Genomic DNA, 21,575 nt, shown 5'->3' with positions numbered 1-21,575 from the left:
GCATGAACCTCAAGAGATGGCAGGGAACCGAATTCGAAAGAAAGCAGGCGTCAGTGATCCGCTTGCGAGAGGTCGACAGATCCGCCGCCGCCTCCGTGGTCACCCGAACGGATCGCGTGGGTTGCCGCTGATGCGCCATGGCTGATCCTCTGCGCTCGCTTCATGCGCCGAACCCAGGCGGGCGCACTGTCGGAAGCTCTCGAGGAACCACCCTCCCCCTTGCCGGCATCGCTCGCCGGTCCACCAAGACCAGCTGCGACCGAGCGCAAGGGGCTTGCAGCACCGGACGCGTTGGCCTCGGAGCCGGACTGACTCCCCGCCCGAAACACGCTCATGGTGCCGCTTGCAATCGCGCTTCCACCGCGTGCGGCACCTGCAATCGCTCCGCCGGCGAGGCCGGCAGCGCCGGCCGCAAGGCCAGCGCCAGCCGCGACGACTCCACCGGCGGCAAGTCCCGTCCCGACTGCGCTACCTGCGCCGAGCTGCGGACCTCCGGAGACGATGCCGTTGGCAATCCCAGGTCCGAAAATGCCGAGGCCCAACAAGGCGAGCGCGCCGAGCACCAGCGCCATCGCGTTCTCGATGGTCGGCTGATTGCCGCCGAAACCTGCCGTGAACTGCGAGAACAACGTCGATCCGATGCCGACGATGACGGCAAGGACCAAAACCTTGATGCCGGAGGAGATGACGTTGCCCAGCACCCGTTCGGCCGCAAAGGCGGTCTTGCCGAACAGGCCGAAGGGGATCAGGACGAAACCTGCAAGCGTCGTCAGCTTGAACTCGATCAGCGTGACGAAGAGCTGAATGGCGAGAATAAAGAAGGCGAGCAGCACCACGATCCAGGCGAACAGGAGGACCGCGATCTGGACGAAATTCTCGAAAAAGCTGACATACCCCATCAGGCCCGAGATGGAGTCCAGGATCGGACGGCCGGCATCGAGCCCCACCTGCGCGATCCGGCCTGGCCGCAAAAAATCGGCCGATGACAGGCTCGTGCCCGAGGCTTTGAGTCCAAGACCTGCAAAGCTCTCGAAGACGATGCGGGCAAGGCTATTCCAGTTGCCGATCAGGTAGGCAAAGACACCGACAAACAAGGTTTTCTTGACCAGCCGGGCAAGAATCTCCTCATCGCTTCCGAGGGACCAGAACAGGCCCGCAAGCGTGAGGTCGATTGCAGCTAACGTGGTGGCGAGATAGCCGACTTCGCCCCCGACCAGACCGAATCCGGAATCGATGTAGCGGGTGAAAGTTTCCAGGAACTGGTCGATGACGGAGGTGCCGCCCATTGCTCACTCGCTTTGGCTTGGAATGGAGGGTGAGAGGGACGGCAGGCGGCTTTCGTCCTTGCGCGGCACAGGCGAGGAAAATGGCGCCGTGCCCGCCTCGCTATCCGAACCGTTTACCGATCCGCTTTTCCCCAGGAACTGGCTGCGCCGCTCCGCCCAGATCCTCTCGCATTCGAGCAGAGCTTCTTTCTGCTCGTAGGTGACGGTGCGGCATTGCTCGAGCTTTGTCGCCGCGGGATCGGGCTTCGCAGCGGGCGAGGCGGAAGATTGGGTCGCGCTGTCGTCGCCGCGCAGGCGAACGGCGCAGGCGGCGACGACCAGGACTGTGAGGCAAACTGCCACCGCGATCGGCAGCCGTTCAAATCTGTTCTTCATCATCAGTGGAACATCTGCACGGTTGTCGGTTGATAGCCCTGACCTTGCGTCAGAAAGCGCCGCAGCTGCTCCCTCCCCTGATCCTGGGCTACTGCTCTTTGCGCGGCTTCGAGCGTTTGCGCGCGCCCCTGCGCGGCCACGGTCGCGGTGAGATCAGCAAACTGCTGGGCTTGCAGTGCAAGGAGCTGGTTGCCGGCCTGACTTGCCTGCAGAGCACCTGACGCGCCCTGGCTCGCCGTGACCAGGGCCGACATCTGGGTGCGGTTGGTATCGAGATTGCCGACGACGGTTGCCTGCACCCGCATGGCGTCCTGCAGGCCGGCAACCGCATTCTGCCAGCGGGTCTGGGCGTTGGCGACGAGGAGCCCATTGGACATGCTCGCGGATGCCGGCGCATAAGTTGTCGAGAACGCGCGATCGATCTGCTGGACATCGTAGGCAATGCGCTGCGCTTGACTGAGCAGCTGCTGCGTGCGCTGGATCGATTGCTCGAGCTGCTGCAACGACGAATACGGCAGGCTCGCCAGGTTCTTCGCCTGATTGATCAACATCTGCGCTTCGTTTTGCAGCGAGGTGATCTGGTTGTTGATCTGTTGCAGCTCGCGCGCGGCGGTCAGCACATTTTGCACGTAGTTGTTGGGATCGAACACGATCCACTGTGCCTTTCCTTCCCGGGGCGCTTGGGTCAGGCTAATTGCGATGATACTTGCTGCCAGCAGCGGACGGAGACGTTTCATGACAAGGCACCTTCCTTGGCAAGCTGCGGAATGAGATTGCAGGCCCAGCCGAGGTCGCGCGCCCGAAGCCAGCCGGTGACGAACTCGTCTCGTCCGTGCTCGGCTAGCACCCGCTCGATGAGGGCCTGATCGGTCTTGGACGACGCGGCCGCAAAGGCGAGCGCGATCTCGCCAAGGCCAAGGTCAAACAGTCGGTTGCCCCGGCGCGACTGGCAGTAGTAGTCGCGCTTGGGCGTCGCGCGGGCGAGGATCTCGATCTGCCGGTCATTCAATCCAAAGCGCCGGTAGATCGCCATGATTTGCGGCTCGATCGCGCGGTCATTGGGAAGCAGGATCCGGGTCGGGCAGCTCTCGATGATGGCCGGCGCAATTGCGGAGCCGTCGATATCGGCCAGTGACTGGGTCGCAAACACGACGGAGGCGTTCTTCTTGCGCAGCGTCTTCAGCCATTCGCGGAGCTTGCCGGCAAAATCGGCATCGTCCAGCGCAAGCCAGCCCTCATCGATGATGAGCAGGGTCGGACGACCGTCGAAGCGATCCTCAATCCGGTGGAACAAATAGGAGAGAACGGCCGGTGCGACACCGGTCCCGATCAACCCGTCAGTCTCAAACACCTGGACGGAGCCCTCTCCCAGCCGCTCACCTTCCGCATCCAGCAGCCGCTCAAACGGACCGCTGAGGCAATAGGGTTGCAGCGCGCGCTTCAAGGCATTGGATTGCAGAAGAACGGACAGGCCAGTGAGCGTTCGCTCCCGAACTGGCGCCGAGGCGAGCGAAGTCAAGGCCGACCAGACATGATCCTTGGTCTCGGGCGTGACCTCGATGCGCTCGCGCGCAAGAATTGATGCGATCCAATCGGCTGCCCAACCGCGCTCCGCGACGTCCTCGATGCACGCAAGCGGCTGGAGCGCCACGAATTCTGCCGAGGCTCCGCCAACCGCGCCGCCGAGATCATGCCAGTCGCCACCCATGGCGATCGCCGCCGCTCGGATCGACCCACCGAAATCGAAGGCAAAGATCTGAGCGGCCGGATATCGCCGGAACTGCAGCGCCATCAGCGCGAGCAGCACCGATTTGCCGGCGCCCGTCGGCCCAATCACCAAGGTATGTCCGACATCCCCGACATGGAGCGAGAAGCGGAAAGGGGTCGATCCTTCCGTCTTGCCGAAGAACAGCGGAGGCGCCTTGAAATGATGATCCCTCAGCTCTCCCGCCCAGACCGCCGAGAGCGGGATCATGTGGGCGAGATTCAGCGTCGACACCGGCGGCTGGCGCACGTTTGCATAGACCTGTCCCGGCAGGCTGCCGAGCCAGGCCTCAACGGCATTCACTGTCTCGGTCATTGAGGTAAAGTCCCGGCCCTGGATCACCTTTTCAACGAGGCGTAGCTTTTCGTCGGCCGCGCTAGGATCCCTGTCCCAAACCGTGACCGTTGCCGTCACAAAGGCCTCTCCAATCTGATCCGAGCCGAGCTCCTGGAGCGCGTGATCTGCATCCAAAGCCTTGTTGTGGGCATCGGTGTCCAGAAGCGTGGACGCCTCGTTCGTCATCACCTCCTTCAGGATTGCTGCAATCGACTTGCGCTTGGCAAACCATTGCCGCCTGATCCTGGTCAGGAGTTTTATAGCATCGGTCTTGTCGAGCATGATCGCCCGCGTGGACCAGCGGTACGGGAATGCGAGGCGGTTGAGATCATCGAGGATCCCGGGCGTCGTCGCGCTCGGAAACCCCACAACCGTCAGGACACGCACATGCGCGTCACCCAGCATCGGCTCAAGCCCGCCTGTCAGCGGCTGATCGGCAAGCAGCGCATCGAGATACATCGGGATTTCCGGCACCCGAACACGATGCCGCTTGGTCGACACCGTCGAGTGCAGGTAGGTGAGCGTTGCCTCGTCATCTAGCCAGCCGCATTCCGGCATAAAGCCCTCAACGAGCTGCAGCACGCGGTTGGTCCGGTCGACGAACCCACTCAGCACCTCGCGCGCATCCGCTCCCGCGCTGCGATGGCCGCCCTCGTACAGGAGACGCTCTGCCACAGCTGCACTCTCTGCAGGCGGCAGATAAAGGAAGGTCAGGTAGTAGCTCGATTCATAATGGCTGCCGGCCTCCTCGAATTGCGCTTTCCGCTCCGCATCCACCAAGGCGGCTGCGACATCCGGGAATGTGTCGGGCGGATAGCGCCCTGCCGAATGCCGTTGCGCCTCGACGAAAACCGCCCAGCCCGATCCGAGACGCCGGAGCGCATTGTTCAGCCGGCTTGCGACCGCAACAAGCTCAGCCGGCACGGAACTGTCGAGGTCCGGTCCCCTGAACCGCGCCGTCCGCTGAAGTGAGCCGTCCTTGTTCAATACAATTCCCTCGTCGACCAGAGCAGCCCAGGGCAGGAAATCAGCAAGGCGCGTATTCGAGCGGCGGTATTCGGCAAGATTCATCATGGGACTATTCTCAAGCGCTGAGGTGACCGGGAACACGAACGTGCCGGCGCACGACTTCGACGAATTCCGGATCGCGTTTTGCGGCCCAGACCGCGGCCATGTGGCCGATGAACGCCAGCAGAAGGCCTGCCAGCCACAAGCGCAGACCAAGGCCCAGCGCTGCAGCCAATGTGCCGTTGAGAATGGCAACCGATCGCGGTGCACCGCCCATCAGGATCGGCTCGGTCAGCGCACGGTGGACAGGCGCGACAAAGCCCGGGACTGGCTCATCCATCAGATCACCACCCCGCCGCCGAACGAGAAGAACGACAGGAAGAAGCTCGAGGCGGCAAATGCGATCGACAGGCCGAAGACGATCTGGATCAGCCGCCGGAAGCCGCCCGAGGTGTCGCCGAACGCGAGCGAAAGACCGGTCACGATGATGATGATGACCGCGATGATCTTGGCCACGGGTCCTTCGACCGATTGCAGGATCTGGTTGAGCGGCTGCTCCCAGGGCATGTTCGAGCCGGCGGCCCAGGCCGGGCTACTCACCAGATACAGACAAGCGAATGCCGCAACTGATGTGAAACCTCGCCGGAGAGATGATCCTACGTTCATGATTGATCTCCGATTTTCGAAAGGGTGTAGTCGCCTGATGGTCCAAGCCCGGTGACAGAAGCGAGTTCGCTCAAATGCCGTTCGGCACCACGGCCAGAGAGCACGGCGATGACGTTGATGGTCTCGGCGATCAGCGCGCGCGGGACCGTGACGACGGCTTCCTGGATGAGCTGCTCGAGCCGGCGGAGCGCGCCAAGCGCGGTGCCAGCGTGAATCGTGCCGACACCACCGGGATGTCCAGTCCCCCAGGCTTTGAGCAGATCGAGCGCCTCGGCTCCGCGCACCTCGCCAATCGGGATACGATCAGGGCGCAGGCGAAGCGACGAACGCACAAGTTCGGACAGCGAGACGACGCCATCCTTGGTCCGCAGCGCCACGAGGTTCGGCGCCGTGCACTGAAGCTCCCGCGTATCTTCGATGAGAACGACGCGATCCGAACCTTTGGCCACCTCCGCCAGAAGCGCGTTCGTCAGCGTCGTCTTGCCCGTCGATGTGCCGCCCGCGACCAGGATGTTCTTGCGTGTAGCGACCGCATCGCGGAGCGCGTTCGCCTGCTCCAAGTTCAGGATGCCGGCAGCGACATAGTCGTCCAGCCCAAACACGGCGACCGCAGGTTTGCGGATCGCGAAGGCCGGCGCGGCGACGACCGGCGGCAACAAGCCTTCGAAACGTTCTCCCGTTTCCGGCAGCTCAGCCGAGATTCGGGGCGAGCCGGCATGAACCTCAGCGCCCACATAGTGCGCGACCAGCCGGACAATTCGCTCGCCGTCGGCAGCTGATAGACTCTCGCCGGTATCGGTAAGGCCGCTCGACAGCCGATCGATCCACAGCCGGCCATCGGGGTTCAGCATCACCTCAACGACGGACGGATCTTCCAGAAAGCCTGCGATGGCCGAGCCCAGCGCTGTGCGGAGCATGCGCGCTCCGCGCAACTCGGCTTCCGAATGAAATGAATGGATCGCCACGACTGCCCCCCAGTTGGGTGAGGCAGCTAGCGTCTAGCCGCCTCACATGAGGACAACTAGAAAAAGCAGAACCTGCGCGGCAGCAACAATGGGACCGTGTCAATCGTAGTCTGGCGTAGAAGAAGAAGGATTAGGGACGATCGCTTCTGACGCGCCGAACATCATGACCCGGGACATCAGCCCGGCGACATGCGGGCTTCACCACTCCGCATGATCATCCGCCTCCAGGATGGCGAGCTCGGCTGGTGGAATAACGACCTCAACCGAGTTCCAGCCTCCCGCCGGTTGACGTGTGACTGGAGCGCCAGCCTTCCGTTTCCGGCGCTCGAGCCACGGGACGGCGGCGAACCAGGCCAGCGCTGCCAGCTGCAGCAAGACGTTCACACCGAACGCGGTCTGATAGGCCGTTAAAGGATAATGCCCCGCCTCTAGAGGCCATTGCTCCAGAATCAGTCCCGTCCCGTACTGCACGACGAAAGCCCAGCCAAATTGCAGGACATTCAGACCGCCATTGGCGCGCGCAACCAGCTCGGCCGGGAAATAATCCGCTATGATGGCGTAGGTCAGAGCAGTCGCTGATCCGGCGATCGACAGCACGCACCACGGCAGGAGTGATGGCCAGGGCGGATGCAGGATCAGCACAAGCTCGGCCACAATCAACGTCGCCGCGACCAAGCCAAACAGAGCCTCGCTCTTCTTAGCCCGGCGGCGCACCCAGTTGGCAAGGACGCCCAAGACCAGAGCGCCGAGACTCAGAGCGACCGCCATCACGAACAATTCGTTGACGAGTCTCGTTCGATCGAGCCGCTCCACATCTGAAAGCCAGGGCGCCGCCCATAAGGATTGCAGCGCCCAAGCGGACCCGATGCAGGTCGCCGATAAGGGCGCCATTCTCCAGAACCGCGCATCCGAGTAGACGGTTTTCAGAGTGGCGGGCGTCCTGCTACCCTGTGGCCCAGTGGTTCGTTCGGGAACCACGAGATAGATCAAAATGGCAGCAAGCGCGCTTGCGGCGGCCAGCACGCCGGATAGACCCCGCCATCCGATCCAGTCCAGCAGCGCCTCGGCAGGCGCCGTTGCGGTAACGGCCCCCAATGAGCCCAGCATAATCATGTAGCCATTGATCAGCGCCATACGTTCTCTTGGAAACCAGAGGACGATGATTTTCAGCCCGGACATCAGGGCTGCTGCACACCCAAGGCCGACAATCGCGCGAGCAAAAAGAAGCGACAGGAACCCCGACGATAGTCCAAAGAGTGCGGCCCCCCCTGCAGCAACAGCCAAGAGCACGCTCTGGACCCGGCGCGGCCCGAAGCGATCAAGTAACATGCCGATCGGAATCTGGGCCGCCATAACGACCAGAAAATAGATTGACGTGAGCAGCCCGATATCGGCAGCGCCAAGCCCGAGATCAGAGGCGAGGCGGCCAGCAATGAGTGTATTGATGGTCCGGAACAGGTACGAAAGGTAGTACCCGGCCGCAAAGGGAAGAAACACGCACGCGATGAGCCGCCACACAGGAACTGGCTCAACTCGTGGCACCGGCAATATTTGCGACCCAAGCTCCTTCACGCTTGTGGCGGCCAGCCTAACAAAAGGAGTTGGGCAGGTTTCGAAAGTTCAGGTTGCTGCCCGCCTCCTCGGCGGCAGCGCTCGGCTCGGCATTTCCATCCACATCCGCTGGAGAAACAGCATCCTGACCCGCTTTTCCTTCTGCCGTGCTGACTTCACGCGCTTCGGGAGCAGGTCGCTTCATTCTGCCCAGCTGATCGATCGTCTCCTGGAGCAATGGCTGTTCCAGCCGAATCCTTCGCTCAACCTGCTCGGCCAACACCTTAAAACGTTGCTGGCCGAGCAGACACGCCTGCCGCTGCTCCGAGGGTTGCATGCGTGGCGTCACGGTGAGGTGATAGCGCGCATGCAGGGCCACCGTCTCGGCAACGATTGCGATCTCACGGTGGAGTCTGGCTATCTGGCCACCGAACCGGTCCAGGGCCTCCTGAATGAGCCCTTCGCTTGCTGGCGCAGGATTCAGGAAACGCTCGAGCGCGGCCTCGATGACTACGCTCTTGCCTAGCCCGGGGCGATCGATCGCCGCCTCAAGTCGCTGAAACACAGCCTCCGAGAGTTGAACGGTGACTTTCTTGGTTCTTGGGCCATTATTTGAGCTCGGCTGCTCGGCCTGATCAACAATCGAGTGGATTTCGCCTTCGGGCTCTTCGTCGACCTGCATCTTCCCTACGCTTCTCCATTTGAGACGGCGCGAACAGTGCACGGCGCCGCTTGGCTCGCAGTGCGGATGTCGTACCGAAACGGATGATCACCCCAGTGATGCGTGTCAGAAGGGCCAAACCGACCGTCACTTCAACTGCACCGACAGCTCTTTCGTGATTTTGCGTAGACAAAGAAAGAGAAGGCGGGCTCATCAAGAGCGCGTAAGCCCGACTGCAATGTGCGGGGATGCCGTACACGCTCTGGAGAGAAAGACGTCTAAAGACGATGACGCCGGTTTTTGCGAGCGCGCCTGCGCGTAGCCGTGGTCTGATGGTCTCGACTAGCAGATCGGAGTCAGCGGTTCTTCAAGAGCAGCGAGACGATTCGGGTCGTCATACACAGGTCCCCTGATGCTTTAGCGCGCGAATAGGCCTCGATGCGCAGCCATCCCGCTATAGACATCAGATAACGTGCGGCAACACGGGCCACCTGGCAATCAAGGTCGCGCAATCGCAATGACAAGGTTGCGCCTAAATCGATTTACCTCAAGTCTCCCCGGCGCGGCGATTGTAGTGCTTGCCAGCGTCGCAGTGACAAAGGCGGCTGAATGCCCGCGACATGATGTGCTCGGTACATCTCGCGTGCTCTCGATCGATGCGAAGACTTATCCGCGCGTTGGGTTGAAGAGCTTTCCGGAGACCCTGCCTCTGGCGGACCATGAAGTCGTCCTGACATTCGATGACGGGCCACGGCCCCCGAGCACGGAAAATGTGCTGGCGGCACTCGCGCGGCAATGTGCGCGTGCCACGTTCTTCCTGGTCGGTAGATCCTCTGCCGAATTTCCTTGGCTTGTACGCCGCATCGCCGCCGAGGGCCACACCGTTGCGCACCACAGTTGGTCGCACCCAATGATGTCGAAGATTCCTTTCGAGCAGGCCAAGGACGAGATTGAAAGTGGCATTGCCGCTGATGAAATGGCGCTCTACGGCGTCTCCAGTACGAGCCCCTCCACACCATTCTTTCGCTTTCCTTACTTCAATTCGACCTCTGCGACGCTAGACTTCTTGCAGTCGCGCGGAATTGTCGTCTTCGGAGCCGACCTTTTGGCGAGCGACTGGGAGAACATAACGCCAGAAGAAGAACTAAAAACCCTAACCGAGCGCCTGGAGATCGCAAAAAAGGGCATTATTCTGCTCCATGATGCCCAGGCCCGAACGGCCGCCATGATACCGGCGTTCTTGCGCTATCTGCACGAAAACGGGTATCGCATCGTACACTTGGTGCCGGCTGCACCAGCCCTGAGGAACGCTGAAACGCGTCGTTGAGGCTGCATTTTATGTGGCCGCGTGTACAATCCTTATAGACCGATCTTAAAACATCAGCTTCAGATTGATAGGAATGACGCTGCTTGTACTGGGAGCCCAAGGACCTCAGGTCGGCGAATCCGCGGGACGAATACGACACCGTAGGCTGGCCTAAAACCTCAGCTGTGCCCGCTGCCCACAGAGGAGCACGCACAGAGCGCACTGCATCGAAGCACGCAGGGTAATCAGACAAACAAATCGGGCCAGCATTGGACGCGCATTACTTGCCAAACCAGGGCGGTGAGCTGCTATTGCAGCATCAGAGTGTGGCAACGCAAGACAGCACGATCAAGCCGAGGATGAATAGGTGGATGGCCACCCAAACGACGAATGGAAATCTGAACAATGAGCTGCGCCCGTCCGCCCTGTCGGGACTATTCGATCCGAAGACTCTCGGCTGAGACTTTCCCGGAGCGACCGGCCTTCTCTTCGTAGCTAATCCGCGCGCCTTCTGCCAAACCGGTGTAGCCGGCTTGCTCAACAGCACGAATGTGTACGAAAACGTCAGCACCGCCATCATCTGGTTTGATGAAGCCGTAGCCCTTCGTCGGGTTGAACCACCTTACAGTACCCTTTGCCACCAGCAGATCTCCTAAATGACCGGTACGGTCCATCCATGTCGTGCAAGGCTATGAAGCCCACGGCGCACCAGCTGGCCTCGGGCTGACCAACGGCCGTGGAGCCACCGACTGTCAGCCCACGAAATTTAAAGCACAGTCCAGCGCGGCATTTTTGCCTGCATCGGGAAAGCCAACAGTCGAGCCCGGCTCCGTTCCACGATCGGAAAAACCGCGCCAACCGAAAAGCTGCTTAAACCGTTTCGCTTTTTAGGGGCAAAGTTTCGTCGAGCAGAGACTGCTCACTTACGCTGACCTGCCGTGCCAAGGCATTTGCCAAATCGAGCGAATTTTCCACCTCAGTCGCCGGCGGCAATGAATTTGTTGGCGTCACAAATCCCCCGTTGGCAGTGGCGAACGATGCAGCCGCGCTAGCGCCAACTGACGGTGCACGTTTTGAAGTCTCCCAGCGCGGCGTCATGCCGACCCTCTCTTTCCTCTGTTGAGATCATGATAACCAACGGCGGAATCACGAACGTGGTGAACACCTAGGCATTCATCCCACTTTCTCTTTTGCTCGAACCTCCAGCAGCCAAGCTCGAGCGTAGAAGTTCGACTCGCGAGGCGAGTATTACCGAGCCTAAGGCGCTGTATTTCAGCGATATCGGCCACCGCAGGGCAGAAATTCTGCGCGCAACTCCTACACAAGACGTGTAGTCGTACCGTAAGGACCTCGACAATGCCGCTCATTTTTCAGCGGACGCGTTCAGCACAAAGCGAGCTGCCTGAATTTCGGCAAAGACCTGCCGCCGCCGTTCTTCGAGGGTGGCACGCTCATGATGAACGCCCGGCAAGCGCCTGACGGTAAACAAATTTGGTGCTCGCCTCCTGCGATCGCCTGTCAACAATTCGCCAAGGCGTCGGATACGCTCCAGGAGTTTTCCAGAAAGTAGACACTGCCGGAATTGCGCATCTTTGCACCGTCGACGCTTGCCGTGAACCACCACGTAGACCATCGCGCGTTGCTCAGGTTGAGCCGGTCTCGTCTCTCGTTGAATCGACGCTTCTCGCGCTGCAAGATTCGAGACTTACCTCCTTGAGAAGTGTTGATCCGGTCGAAAGCCGCCGCCCCAGGGCCTCAACAAACCGGTCATAGCGTTCGGCACCCTTAGCTCGCGCTGCGGGGCTCGACTGCTCCGGCAGGGCCGGCGTTGCCGTCAACCAGAAGCGAATGAAGAGAGCAATGGTCTCCAGCGTCACGGTGTCATTACGTTCGAGCCTTTCGAATACCCGCACGATCCGGTCGAGCCGCTTGGCTATGGCAGCCTCCCGCCGATCGGCATCATCAGGAGAAAGGAAGGAGGCAATCGCAGCCTCCGCAACCAGCGACTTGGATTTACTGTGGCCTTTTGCGAAGGCCTCGAGGTTGTCGTGGACGGATGGATCGAGGTAGATGCTGAGCTGTGTCTTTTTCATACGCGCCTCAAAGACCCATCTCGTCGTCCGCGTCGAGGCTGACGGTCCGCGCGACGCCCTGCATCGAGCGGCTCAGAGCTTGTGCCTGGACGGAATCTGCATCACCCTCATCGAGGTCGGCGTCGAACTCATGTTCGCCGAGCGGCGCCTTGACCTCGATCTCCTCATGTACTGGCAATTCCGGCTCGCGGCGCAAACCACCGTTCGCCTCATCACTCCTGCGCTTGCGTCTAGTCAGTAGCTCGACTGATGGCGGAATTGGAGCGCCGGCCGACCAGTCATCCGGTCCTGCAGACAAGTTACGCGGTTCGAAGGAGAGCGGCTTCAACACACGTCGCTGGAACTGCGGATCCTCATAGTAGCGGATTTTGGTGGCGCGCACCGGGTGCACCCCGGAAATCATCACGATTGCCTCTTTCGGTGAAAGTTGCATGACCTCGCCTGGCGTCAGCAGCGGCCGCGAGGTCTCCTGTCGGCTCACCATGAGATGTCCAAGCCACGGGCTCAATCGGTGCCCGGCATAGTTCTTCATGGCGCGCAACTCGGTCGCGGTTCCGAGCGCGTCTGAGACGCGCTTGGCGGTACGCTCATCATTGGTCGAGAAGGCGATCCGGACGTGGCAATTGTCCAGGATGGCATGGTTCGGCCCATAGGCGCGTTCGAGCTGATTGAGGCTCTGGGTGATCAGAAAGCTGCGAATGCCATAGCCTGCCATGAAGGCGAGCTGGCTCTCGAAGAAGTCGAGCCGGCCGAGTGCTGCAAATTCATCGAGCATCAGAAGGAGTTTTTGCCGGCGCCGGTCTGGATCCAGGCTTTCGGTCAACCGCCGCCCGATCTGGTTGAGGATGAGCCGCATCAAGGGTTTGGTGCGGACGATGTCGGATGGAGGCACCACGAGATAGAGTGAGACGGGCTCGGCGCCGTCGACGAGATCGCGGATTCGCCAATCGCTTCGCGCAGTGATCTTGGCCACCACCGGATCGCGATAGAGCCCCAGGAAGCTCATCGCGGTTGAGAGCACGCCGGAGCGCTCGTTCTCGCTCTTGTTGAGAAGCTCGCGCGCGGCCGAAGCGACAACGGGATGAACGCTACCTCCAAGATGCGGGGTTCCGAGCATTGCGTTGAGCGTAGCGTCGATTGGGCGGGAGGGATCGGACAGGAAATTGGCGACGCCTGCGAGGGTTTTGTCGGCTTCGGCGTAAAGGACATGCAGAATTGCGCCGACAAGGAGAGAGTGGCTGGTCTTTTCCCAGTGGTTGCGGCGTTCGAGTGCCCCTTCCGGGTCGACAAGGATATCGGCGATGTTTTGGGCATCTCGCACCTCGCAATCACCACGACGGATCTCGAGAAGCGGGTTGTAGGCAGCGCTGGCCGGATTGGTCGGGTCGAATAGGAGCACTGGCCCAAATCGCGCGCGCCAGCCGGCAGTCAACTGGAAGTTCTCGCCCTTGATGTCATGAACGATCGTAGACGCAGGCCAGGTCAGAAGAGTCGGGATGACAAGGCCCACGCCCTTGCCCGAGCGCGTCGGAGCAAAGCAGAGCACATGCTCCGGTCCGTCATGCCGTAGATAGCGCCCCTCAAAGCGTCCGAGCACGACGCCATCAGGCCCCAACAGCCCTGCGCGCCTGACCTCGCGCGAATCGGCCCAGCGCGCTGAGCCGTAGGTGGTGACGTCCCTCGCCTCATGGGCCCGCAACACCGAGAGCATCATTGCCAGCGCGATTGCCGCAATTCCGCCGCTTGCGGCGATGGCGCCGCCCTCAAGGAAGATCACTGGCGCGTAAGCATCGAATTTGAACCACCAAGCGAAGAAGGCAGCCGGCTGATAGATCGGCCACCCCCCGAGACTGAACCAGGCGGGTCCAAGCTGCGGCTGGAAGGCAAGCCGCCAAGCGGTCCATTCGGTCGCCGCCCACATGAAGGCGAGTACGACCAGACAGACCAAGATGACCTGATGCCAAATGATCTTTGTCGCGGACATGTGGAGATCTGGACGGCATCCATGAGCTGAGCGCAACCACAGCGCCGGGATGTCGCAGTCCCGCGCATAAAACTGTAGCCTTCGGCGGGTCGGGGTGAAACGTGCTCGGAGCTGACCTCTGGGCGAGCGACGGGAGGACACAAGTCCAGACCAGGAGCTAAGAAAGTGATCGGGCCGCTAGAGTCCGCAAGAACGTCATTCTGTTGCACGATGCCCAGACCTGGACCACCGCGATGATTTGGGGATTCCTGCGTTACCTGCATGGCAAGCGCTATCGGGTTGTGCATTTGGCACCGGCGGCCTCGGCCGGGACGAACGCCGAGATGGCCCGTTGATCGTGGCCTCGGGTCGCGGTGGCGCGCACACCGCGCCACAGAATTAGCGTGTCAAAGTGAAAGGCCGCTCTTCCTGAGCTGGCGATCGCCATCTCTGCATGATCGCTTGTCGATCTTGGTGTCCTCGCTGGATGCGACGACGGCTCTCACTCTGGCGGAGCAGAAGCATCAGCTCCAGCCGACGTTCCTGGTGCGCCCTGTGTCGCAGCAGGAGTGGCCCGCATCTTGCTTCGACGATCGCATATGAAACGGGACTCGTGAAGGCGACCACCGAACCCAAAGCGCATGTCTTGCAGCATGGAGACGAAAGGAATGAACGATGCAATGGCCGATCTGTTGTTTTTGGCCGCGTGGCGCGAAGACGAAGTGGCTAACCCGATTCCGGACAAAAACCTGAATCGTCTTGCTGCCAAGGAGCGCGCGTTGAGGAAAGGCTGGATCGTGCTCAAGCGTAAGGTGAGAGATCCGGCTTGTGGTGGGCAGGTCGAGGTCTTCCGCGTGACCGACGCCGGCAGAGCGCGCCTGGAGGAGCTTGGTGCTCGCGATGGTACCGTCGAGCGCTTCAAAGCGATGCTAAACTGAGCGATTGACCGCCAGATCACGGATTCCCGCAGAGATCGGCGGATCAGATTGAAAGTCCGCGCTTCCGACCAAAGCTCCAGTCCACCCCTCCGGGACCAGCAATACCGTTCACCTGGCGACCCAGTTCGTGCTCTAGCTTGGGTACCCAGGGCACGAGCTGAAATCCGAGGCCGTTGTCGATCATGGCAAAGCGGCCCGACACAAGCGATAACCTCCGGCGATAGATTCCCGAAACGGATTCGCCTGCCTCCGCAGGCAAGTGCGCCAGCCCCGTCTCGGAGGCCAAACGCAGGCCTACCCCGTCGAGTTCGCGGCGGCGGAGTGTCTCGATCAAGTTGCGGCCGAGCATCACCTTGTCTCCCGCCCGGCGTGCCAGCCCCTGTCCTGCCAGCACGTCGATGCGCCGATCAAGCGCATGCCGCACCTCGGCACCAAAACCGGCCCGCGAGAAATCGGCAGATTGGCGCGCCACAAGCTGCCGGTCGAGCCAAGTCGCGCCTTCCGCTGCGACCTGCTGGTCAATGGCGAGTTCGGAGCGTACGGCGAGCGCGATCCGTGTTCGGCCACGCGCGTCCTCGAACCGCCGGAGCTCCACAATCCCACCGATCGGCCCATCGCCGGCCGCCTCGATCTCCGAAAGCTTCAGGTGATGCACGCGACCGTCGACACCGTCGACGATGGCAAAGGCTGAGCCCTTCAGCTCGTCATCGTGGCCGCGTGCGAGGAGACGGCCGACAATCGGCTCGCCGTGGCGTTCGGCTTCAAGCGCCCAGGATGATGGTGCGCGCGCGGCGCCGTCTTTCGCGAGGCTCTTGTGAAGCCGCTTGATGATATCGCCGCGCTCGCCCAGATTACGCAAACGCGGTTCCACGTCCCCCGGGAGTACCCAGCGTGCAGGCCCCGCAGGCTCCGCCAAGCCGAGCCGCTCGAGTGTCCGCAACCGCCCGATCCGAATCTCCCGTAACGGGTCGCCCCCGGCATCCCGGTCTGGCCTCAAATTAATCACTCCGTCCGCCGCGCCAGCTTCCCGAGCCAGCGCCCGGTCGAGCCTGGTCCAGCGTTCGGCCGTCACCTCCGCTTCAAGGACTTGGCGGATCTCGAGCTCCGATCGCGGGCCAAGCTCGCGGGTGACGAGATCGCCAGCGCGGGCGCGCAAGCCGGTTGCGATATAGTCGCGGCTGATGACGAGGTCTTCTCCGTCATCGGCCCGGCCGCGCACGAGAATATGGATGTGCGGATGCTCGGTGTTCCAATGATCGACCGCAACCCAATCAAGGCCAGTACCGAGGTCGCGAGAGGCCTGATCCATGAGCTCACGCGTGAAGCTGCGCAAATTGGCGAGTTCGCCCGCATCGTCGGGCGAGACGATGAACCGGAAGTGATGCCGGTCGCCCTCGCAGCGCTCGGCGAAGGCACGTCCGTCTGCAGCATCTCGCCCCGCATCAAAGAGTTGGCCGGGCGCCCCGTCGCGGGTAATCCCATCCCGCTGGAGGTAGCCGATGTGAGCCCGCAGCGCGCTCGGCGAACGCATCCGGCGCACGACCCGCGCCTTGACCATGGCGGATCGCGCGCGGTTGTTGAGGAGCCGCGTCGCGGCAAGGCTCGCCGCGCGACCGCGCCCAAACTTGCTGCCCCGGCTGCGGCTACCCCGCGAGAGACCGCCAGCCTTCTGAGCAGACTTGAGCGCCTGCGCCAAGAACGGCTTTGTCCGAGGCGCGCGCGTCGAACGGATGCGGCCTGGGCGGATGCGGAAATCGTCGTTACCAGTCATCTTGCCCGCCGGAACGTGTCGAAAACCGAGCGACAACGGGGAGTTGCCGCAAATCGCAAGTTGCGTCGCCCATTCGCAATGTTTTCCGGATCATTGAAATCTGAGCAATATCGCCCACAACCGACCGGCCGCACCTTGCGGCTTTTATCCTGCCCTCCCCGGTCGCCCAATCCCGGCTCTCTGCCGACCACTCTCAACGTTGCGACTGGCTTCGACATCATGCGACGAAATGCGATTGCGATCATCGGGACTGCACCTCGTCTGATCGCCGCACAAACAGGCCAGTCGCGCGAGGAACGAGTGCAGTTGCACCCACCCTGGGCGCTGCTTTCGACAAAATCATTGTGCGGATATCGGATGCCGAGTTGGTGTCAGCCGATAAGCTCTTGGACCGCTCAACAAGGAGTGGCGCTCGCTGCCACGCGGCGAGACGTCTGGCAACCGAACCACCGCTGTTGCGCTGCTCAATGCCGATCGACGGTGCGAGTGTAGCGATGTAGATGTGTGTTTCATCCGGCAGCGCTCGACCGGTGGCCAGGTGCTCCTCGTACCGTCTTGGTCCAGCATTGTAGGCTGCAAGAAACCCTTCCGATCCGAAACGATCGAGCATCTCCCGAAGGTATGCTGCCCCAGCCATAATGTTGTCGTGCGGATCAAACGGATCGATACCGAGATCGTAACGAACGCTCAGCTCGACCCAGGTCGTGGGCATGATTTGCATCAACCCGAGCGCTCCGCGAGATGATATGGAGTGTGCATCACCACCGCTTTCGGCATGCATGACAGCACGGATCCAACGCTCCGGGACCGCGAACCGATGCGAGGCTTCGGTCACGAACGTTTCGTATGCACGGCCTGGAAGCAGGTTTGAGGAGCGCGCAGCTTGTGCGCGCGGTCCAACCTCCGCTCTGCCGGCCGATGGCGCTCCGAACGTCAGCAGAATTGCCAAAAAGCATGCAGCGCCTTGAGATGGCAATGTGCGGACAGCCGCCAAGGACAGAGCTCTTCCCGGCCGGCACTGAGACGGCGCGAGACTGCCGCGACGCGTGCCGATTGCCGACAATTCGGCCGGGATGGAGGAATGACAGTGCGATCGGTCGAATAGAGAAACCGCAACCCAGTGGAGCAGCGCCGGCATTTGTCAGTCCTCCCTGGTCCACACCGGTACCGCTTGCCCGATGACGGCCGATCTCGGGAGCGGTCCGAAATATCTGCCGTCCAAGGACTCGTCCGACTGCCAGTTCATGAGAAACACTTGGTCCTCAGCGACGACCCGGCAGCCCTGCCAGGCCGGCAATGGCCTGCCACGGCGGTCGCGCTCGCGTGCCTGGCCCATGTCGATGCCGTCGACGACGATTGTGAGTCCCGTTCTGCAGACGGTTTGTCCGGGCAACGCCAGCACGCGCTTGAGCATCGGAAGACCGCTCGGCAAATAGCCGTTGAAGTCGAGGAAGCTCGCAAGCGGCTCTGGTGGTCGAACCGCAACGAGCTCAGTGATGTGCAGTCGTGCGGTCCCTTGCAAACGGTAGAGGCCGGTCGGCACGCTTTCGGAAGCGTTCCAGATGTACGATAGTGAGGTGTCGGTGACCGGCCAAAGCGCAAGCGTTGTGGCCCCACATATCGCGAGGATGATCCTTAGCCGTCCCATCAGAACACCATCCTGCGCCGGCGGAGCCACGCCTGGTGGCGCGCACGCGTATAAGGTCGTGGCGTTTCGTTGACGGAAAGGCGGTTGTGGACGTGATGCCAGTACTCGGGGGCTGCATCGGCAGGATCGATGCCGAGTGACTCCACGGCATCGATCAACTGGAGAACGCGCTCGACGTTTCGCCAGCCAGGCAGTCGCAGCAGGCTTTCGCCGCCAGGGCTGACCCAAGGCACGGTCGAATACCGCTGCCCCGGCGTGATCGCGCGCAGAATGTCGATGCGAGACAGGATGGTTCCGAAATCATTGGAGGTCCAGCGCACGAACCCAAAGTTGCTGCCGGGCACAAACGAGAGAATGCGGCGGTGCCGGTCAATGATCTTCTCCGATACAGGCTTGCCGAACCGGATTCGGTTCTCGATCCGCTTCTCGAGCCACAAGAGTTCTACAGTTGTGAGGTCGCTCACCTGGCCACTCCATAGTTGTGAGAGGAATGTTGGACATGCCAACGGGTACGCTGTCGCCAGCCGCATCGACGCCAGAGCCTTGATTTCGGCAGAACGGTCGTGATGAAGCGCCGATGATCGGCTTGTCCAAGCGTGCAGCGCTCCTGCTGCCGCCGAGAATCGCAGCCGAGCGCTCCAATTCGTTAGAAGGATTCCGAAGGATTCCAGGTTGGCCGGCGTACTGACCGGTGCCCCCTCGCCGGTCGCATTGCGACGATGATGCCTCGCGGCGGTTCGCGAATGGAACGCGCGGTGCGTTCCGACGGTCGGCAACGGACGCGGATGATGGACCTCTATGCAGGACTCGACGTGTCGCTGGAGGCGACGAACGTTTGTGTGGTCGACGGCGACGGCAAGGTCTGAGAGGCGAAGCTGGGCACCGATCCGGACGCGATCGGACTGTTGCTGGCGGGATGGGGGATTCATCTCAAGCGCGTCGCCCTGGAAGCGTTCTCGTTCAGCGCCTGGCTGTCCACGGCGCTCGCCGAAAAGGGTCTGCCCGTGATCTGCATCGAGAACCGGCACGCCAAGGCGGCGATGAACGCGATGCTGAACAAGTCCGCCCGCAACGGCGCAAAAGACATTACGCAGATGATGCGCACTGGCTGGTTCGGCGCGGTTCTTGTCAAGTCGGAGAGCGCACAGACGTTGCGCGCGCTGCTGGTCGCGCGCAAGGCGATGCTCGGCAAAGTGCTGGACATGGAGAACATGATCCGCGGCCTTTTGCGCCCGTTCAGCTTCAAAGTCGGCGAGATCTCGGTCGGCCGTTTTGACGCGCGGGTGCGCGATCTCTTGGCCGGGAAGAAGGAATTGGAGGCGATCGTCGCGCCGCTGTTGGACGCACGCAGCGTCATGCGGCAGCAGTTGGCAAGACTGCACCGCGTGGCGCCGACGTTTCGCGCCACCGTCGATGATCCAGCGCGATTCAAGAAGTCGACCAATGTCGGCGCCCGTCGCGGGTTGACGCCGCGGCGCTACCAATCTGGGCAAACCGATCGCATTGGCAGCATCTCCAAATGCGGCGATGAGCTGACGCGGGCAATGTTGTACGAGGCAGCGATCGCGATCCTGACGCGCGTTAAGCTGCGGCTGGGGGGCCTGCGGCTTGCCAGGAAGAAGGGTCTGAAGCGCGCGGCAACGGCCGTGGCGCGCGCCCTCGCCGTGCTGTTGCACAAGATCTGGATCGATGGCACAACCTTCCGGTTTGGCGCCGGCGGCAAGCGCGGCCGGGTCGCTGCGGCGGCTTAAGGGCCTCCGCGACCCGGCCGCTTCCACGCGCGCCTTCTCCTTCCGCCACGGCGGAGCGGCGTCTCCCGAGGGGACGGGGATGTAGGTGAGATCGCAACTCTTCTTGCCGGCGGCTTCATGCACACCTTTGGAGCCATCAAGCACGGTGCTGGTTGGCCTGGCTGCCCATTCTCCGGATGCCGGCATGTGGTGGCCGTCGTGCCAACCACGGACGTTAGCGAGTTCTCCTCGACGAGCGAGCTGCCACAAGGGAAAGCGACGATCGTGATGCGGCGCTGCCGATGCTGGTGATTGCGTGGTTTTGCGCGCGATCGCGGACGCGCGCGCATCTTGGAGAACGGATTCGCATTGCAGGAAGGTTTTGTGCGTGACAGAGTAGCGGCATGAGGCATCCTCGCTGCATGCACGACCGACTTGTTCACAACGCACTGATTCACAACAAGGAGTTAGTGTCAGTACGTTAGTAAAGTTACGGGAACAGGAAGTCTTGGCGCCGCAGAAGCTTAGCTCTGATTCCGGTCCTCGATAGCACGAGCATCGCGTCCCCGATGGCACGAGGGTTCTGGTCCCTGATAGCACGAGCGAATTCACAGCTTATCCCCAGCAGGAAAGACGACGCCGCGCTTGCGCAGTCGCTTGCTCGACGGACCGATGGGGACTGGTGCGAAATTCAATCGCTCTGCGCCATTCGGATGATCCGTGATGATGAGCCGATAGCCTGGCAATGTCTGACGACGGACGATCTGACGCAGGTCGTAGGCAAAGTGTTTGAACGGGGAGAGGCTCCCGGACTTCGCATGCAAGTGCAGGAGATCGAAGCTCCAGCCGCCATTCTGACGGCCGCCGTGCTTGCGGACCAGGCGATAGAGCCAGCGCTCCAATCCTCCGGTCAGATCGAAATAGGCGCGGTCAATCGTCAGCACGAGCGCTTCATCGAGAACGCCCGTGTAGAACCAATCGGGCAGGATCAGCTCGATTCCACGGGCATGCCCGTGCATATCAGCTGTCTCTTTCCATTCGTTGATCCAGGAGAACCGATGCCGCCGCCGTTCGCTCGGCTGGCGAATCGATGTCATCACAGTGGTCGATTGCAGCCGGTCGAGCGCAGCCTTCAGGCGGTCGTAGTCGCGCACGCTGGTGCCGCGGCCGACGAAGGTCAGGATCTCGTAAGGGGTCGCTGCCATCAGCCGGGACGTTTTCAGGCCGGCATCACGGGCTTCGACAATCTGCGAGGCAGCCCAGATCAGAACGTCCGCGTCCCAGATCGTCGCCATGCCATGTTCCGGCACAGCTTCAACACGAATGGTGATGGTGCCTGCGCGGAAATCGATGGGAACAACGCGCCTCGACTTTGCCAGCGAAAAGAACGGATACGCCATCAGGTCTTGCGCGTCCCGTGGCGCCAGATCGCCCGGGAGGGCGCGAAACAGATCGAGCTGGTCGCGCTCTGATCGGCGCCGGCTGCTTGCAGTGGAGTTGCTGTCCGGCATGG

General features: G+C 61.7%; 21 protein-coding genes and 1 pseudogene. 3 read left to right on the top strand and 19 right to left on the bottom strand.

Features of this window, described 5'->3' with window-relative positions; genetic code table 11:
• Positions 1-50 precede the first annotated feature (50 nt).
• The 9 genes from trbL to AC0L3J_RS27325 all read right to left on the bottom strand — a co-directional run bounded on the left by trbL (position 51) and on the right by AC0L3J_RS27325 (position 8,634).
• A complete protein-coding gene (gene trbL, locus AC0L3J_RS27365; RefSeq protein ID WP_473348954.1) occupies positions 51-1,286 on the bottom strand; it encodes a P-type conjugative transfer protein TrbL in 1,236 nt (411 codons plus the stop codon).
• A 3-nt stretch (positions 1,287-1,289) separates the two neighbouring features.
• Positions 1,290-1,664, bottom strand: coding sequence for a putative entry exclusion protein TrbK-alt (trbK-alt, locus tag AC0L3J_RS27360; RefSeq protein WP_473348952.1), 375 nt, complete (start codon positions 1,662-1,664; stop codon positions 1,290-1,292).
• A complete protein-coding gene (trbJ, locus tag AC0L3J_RS27355) occupies positions 1,664-2,398 on the bottom strand; it encodes a P-type conjugative transfer protein TrbJ (RefSeq protein ID WP_473348951.1) in 735 nt (244 codons plus the stop codon). The genes trbK-alt and trbJ overlap by 1 nt, the downstream gene beginning before the upstream one ends.
• Positions 2,395-4,836, bottom strand: a complete 2,442-nt coding sequence (trbE, locus tag AC0L3J_RS27350) for a conjugal transfer protein TrbE (RefSeq protein WP_473348949.1) — start codon at positions 4,834-4,836, stop codon at positions 2,395-2,397. The genes trbJ and trbE overlap by 4 nt, the downstream gene beginning before the upstream one ends.
• Before the next feature lie 10 nt (positions 4,837-4,846).
• Positions 4,847-5,110, bottom strand: a complete 264-nt coding sequence (locus tag AC0L3J_RS27345) for a VirB3 family type IV secretion system protein (protein WP_007600323.1) — start codon at positions 5,108-5,110, stop codon at positions 4,847-4,849.
• Positions 5,110-5,436: a TrbC/VirB2 family type IV secretion system protein gene (locus AC0L3J_RS27340; protein ID WP_473348948.1), complete on the bottom strand. Its 327-nt coding sequence runs from the start codon at positions 5,434-5,436 to the stop codon at positions 5,110-5,112. The genes AC0L3J_RS27345 and AC0L3J_RS27340 overlap by 1 nt, the downstream gene beginning before the upstream one ends.
• Entirely contained in the window at positions 5,433-6,353 is a 921-nt protein-coding gene (gene trbB, locus AC0L3J_RS27335) for a P-type conjugative transfer ATPase TrbB (protein ID WP_473348947.1), read from the bottom strand. The genes AC0L3J_RS27340 and trbB overlap by 4 nt, the downstream gene beginning before the upstream one ends.
• 246 nt (positions 6,354-6,599) lie before the next feature.
• A complete protein-coding gene (locus tag AC0L3J_RS27330; protein ID WP_473348946.1) occupies positions 6,600-7,919 on the bottom strand; it encodes an MFS transporter in 1,320 nt (439 codons plus the stop codon).
• A 70-nt stretch (positions 7,920-7,989) separates the two neighbouring features.
• Positions 7,990-8,634 (bottom strand): ribbon-helix-helix domain-containing protein, encoded by a 645-nt coding sequence (locus AC0L3J_RS27325; RefSeq protein ID WP_473348945.1) that lies wholly within the window; start codon positions 8,632-8,634, stop codon positions 7,990-7,992.
• A gap of 496 nt (positions 8,635-9,130) precedes the next feature.
• Between AC0L3J_RS27325 and AC0L3J_RS27320 the strand changes: the two genes are divergently transcribed.
• The gene (locus AC0L3J_RS27320; RefSeq protein ID WP_473348944.1) at positions 9,131-9,940 is read left to right on the top strand and encodes a polysaccharide deacetylase family protein; all 810 of its coding nucleotides are present in this window, start codon (positions 9,131-9,133) and stop codon (positions 9,938-9,940) included.
• A gap of 413 nt (positions 9,941-10,353) precedes the next feature.
• Here AC0L3J_RS27320 and AC0L3J_RS27315 read toward each other — a convergent pair whose 3' ends face one another.
• From AC0L3J_RS27315 to AC0L3J_RS27295, 5 genes are all read right to left on the bottom strand, one after another.
• Entirely contained in the window at positions 10,354-10,560 is a 207-nt protein-coding gene (locus AC0L3J_RS27315) for a cold-shock protein (protein WP_473349023.1), read from the bottom strand.
• Positions 10,561-10,789: 229 nt separating this feature from the next.
• Positions 10,790-11,017 carry a hypothetical protein gene (locus tag AC0L3J_RS27310; RefSeq protein WP_473348943.1) on the bottom strand — a complete coding sequence of 76 codons (228 nt, stop codon included), beginning with the start codon at positions 11,015-11,017 and terminating at the stop codon, positions 10,790-10,792.
• Between the two features lie 265 nt (positions 11,018-11,282).
• Entirely contained in the window at positions 11,283-11,552 is a 270-nt protein-coding gene (locus AC0L3J_RS27305; protein WP_473348942.1) for a hypothetical protein, read from the bottom strand.
• Between the two features lie 10 nt (positions 11,553-11,562).
• Positions 11,563-12,012 carry a CopG family transcriptional regulator gene (locus AC0L3J_RS27300; RefSeq protein WP_473348941.1) on the bottom strand — a complete coding sequence of 150 codons (450 nt, stop codon included), beginning with the start codon at positions 12,010-12,012 and terminating at the stop codon, positions 11,563-11,565.
• 7 nt (positions 12,013-12,019) lie between these two features.
• Positions 12,020-13,996 (bottom strand): conjugal transfer protein TraG, encoded by a 1,977-nt coding sequence (locus AC0L3J_RS27295; protein WP_473348940.1) that lies wholly within the window; start codon positions 13,994-13,996, stop codon positions 12,020-12,022.
• A gap of 647 nt (positions 13,997-14,643) precedes the next feature.
• Here AC0L3J_RS27295 and AC0L3J_RS27290 point away from each other — a divergent pair.
• Positions 14,644-14,913, top strand: a complete 270-nt coding sequence (locus AC0L3J_RS27290; RefSeq protein WP_473348939.1) for a hypothetical protein — start codon at positions 14,644-14,646, stop codon at positions 14,911-14,913.
• Positions 14,914-14,956: 43 nt separating this feature from the next.
• Here the strand turns inward: AC0L3J_RS27290 and AC0L3J_RS27285 are convergent, their stop codons facing one another.
• From AC0L3J_RS27285 to AC0L3J_RS27270, 4 genes are all read right to left on the bottom strand, one after another.
• A complete protein-coding gene (locus AC0L3J_RS27285; protein WP_473348938.1) occupies positions 14,957-16,684 on the bottom strand; it encodes a relaxase/mobilization nuclease domain-containing protein in 1,728 nt (575 codons plus the stop codon).
• Positions 16,685-16,925: 241 nt separating this feature from the next.
• Entirely contained in the window at positions 16,926-17,519 is a 594-nt protein-coding gene (locus AC0L3J_RS27280; RefSeq protein ID WP_473348937.1) for a lytic transglycosylase domain-containing protein, read from the bottom strand.
• A gap of 306 nt (positions 17,520-17,825) precedes the next feature.
• Positions 17,826-18,332: a S26 family signal peptidase gene (locus AC0L3J_RS27275; RefSeq protein ID WP_473348936.1), complete on the bottom strand. Its 507-nt coding sequence runs from the start codon at positions 18,330-18,332 to the stop codon at positions 17,826-17,828.
• On the bottom strand, positions 18,332-18,796 hold the full coding sequence (locus tag AC0L3J_RS27270; protein WP_473348935.1) for a DUF2840 domain-containing protein: 465 nt from the start codon (positions 18,794-18,796) through the stop codon (positions 18,332-18,334). The genes AC0L3J_RS27275 and AC0L3J_RS27270 overlap by 1 nt, the downstream gene beginning before the upstream one ends.
• Before the next feature lie 324 nt (positions 18,797-19,120).
• Between AC0L3J_RS27270 and AC0L3J_RS27265 the strand changes: the two are divergent.
• Positions 19,121-20,083: pseudogene (locus AC0L3J_RS27265) on the top strand (transposase).
• A gap of 587 nt (positions 20,084-20,670) precedes the next feature.
• On the opposite strand, the gene AC0L3J_RS27260 reads toward AC0L3J_RS27265, so the two are convergent.
• Positions 20,671-21,573, bottom strand: a complete 903-nt coding sequence (locus tag AC0L3J_RS27260) for a replication initiator protein A (RefSeq protein ID WP_473348934.1) — start codon at positions 21,571-21,573, stop codon at positions 20,671-20,673.
• Between the last annotated feature and the right edge of the window lie 2 nt (positions 21,574-21,575).

Source organism: Bradyrhizobium sp. Kon37 (genome assembly GCF_055807535.1).
The sequence above is the reverse complement of the archived record's forward strand: the minus strand, read 5'-3'. Positions and strand labels throughout refer to the sequence as shown.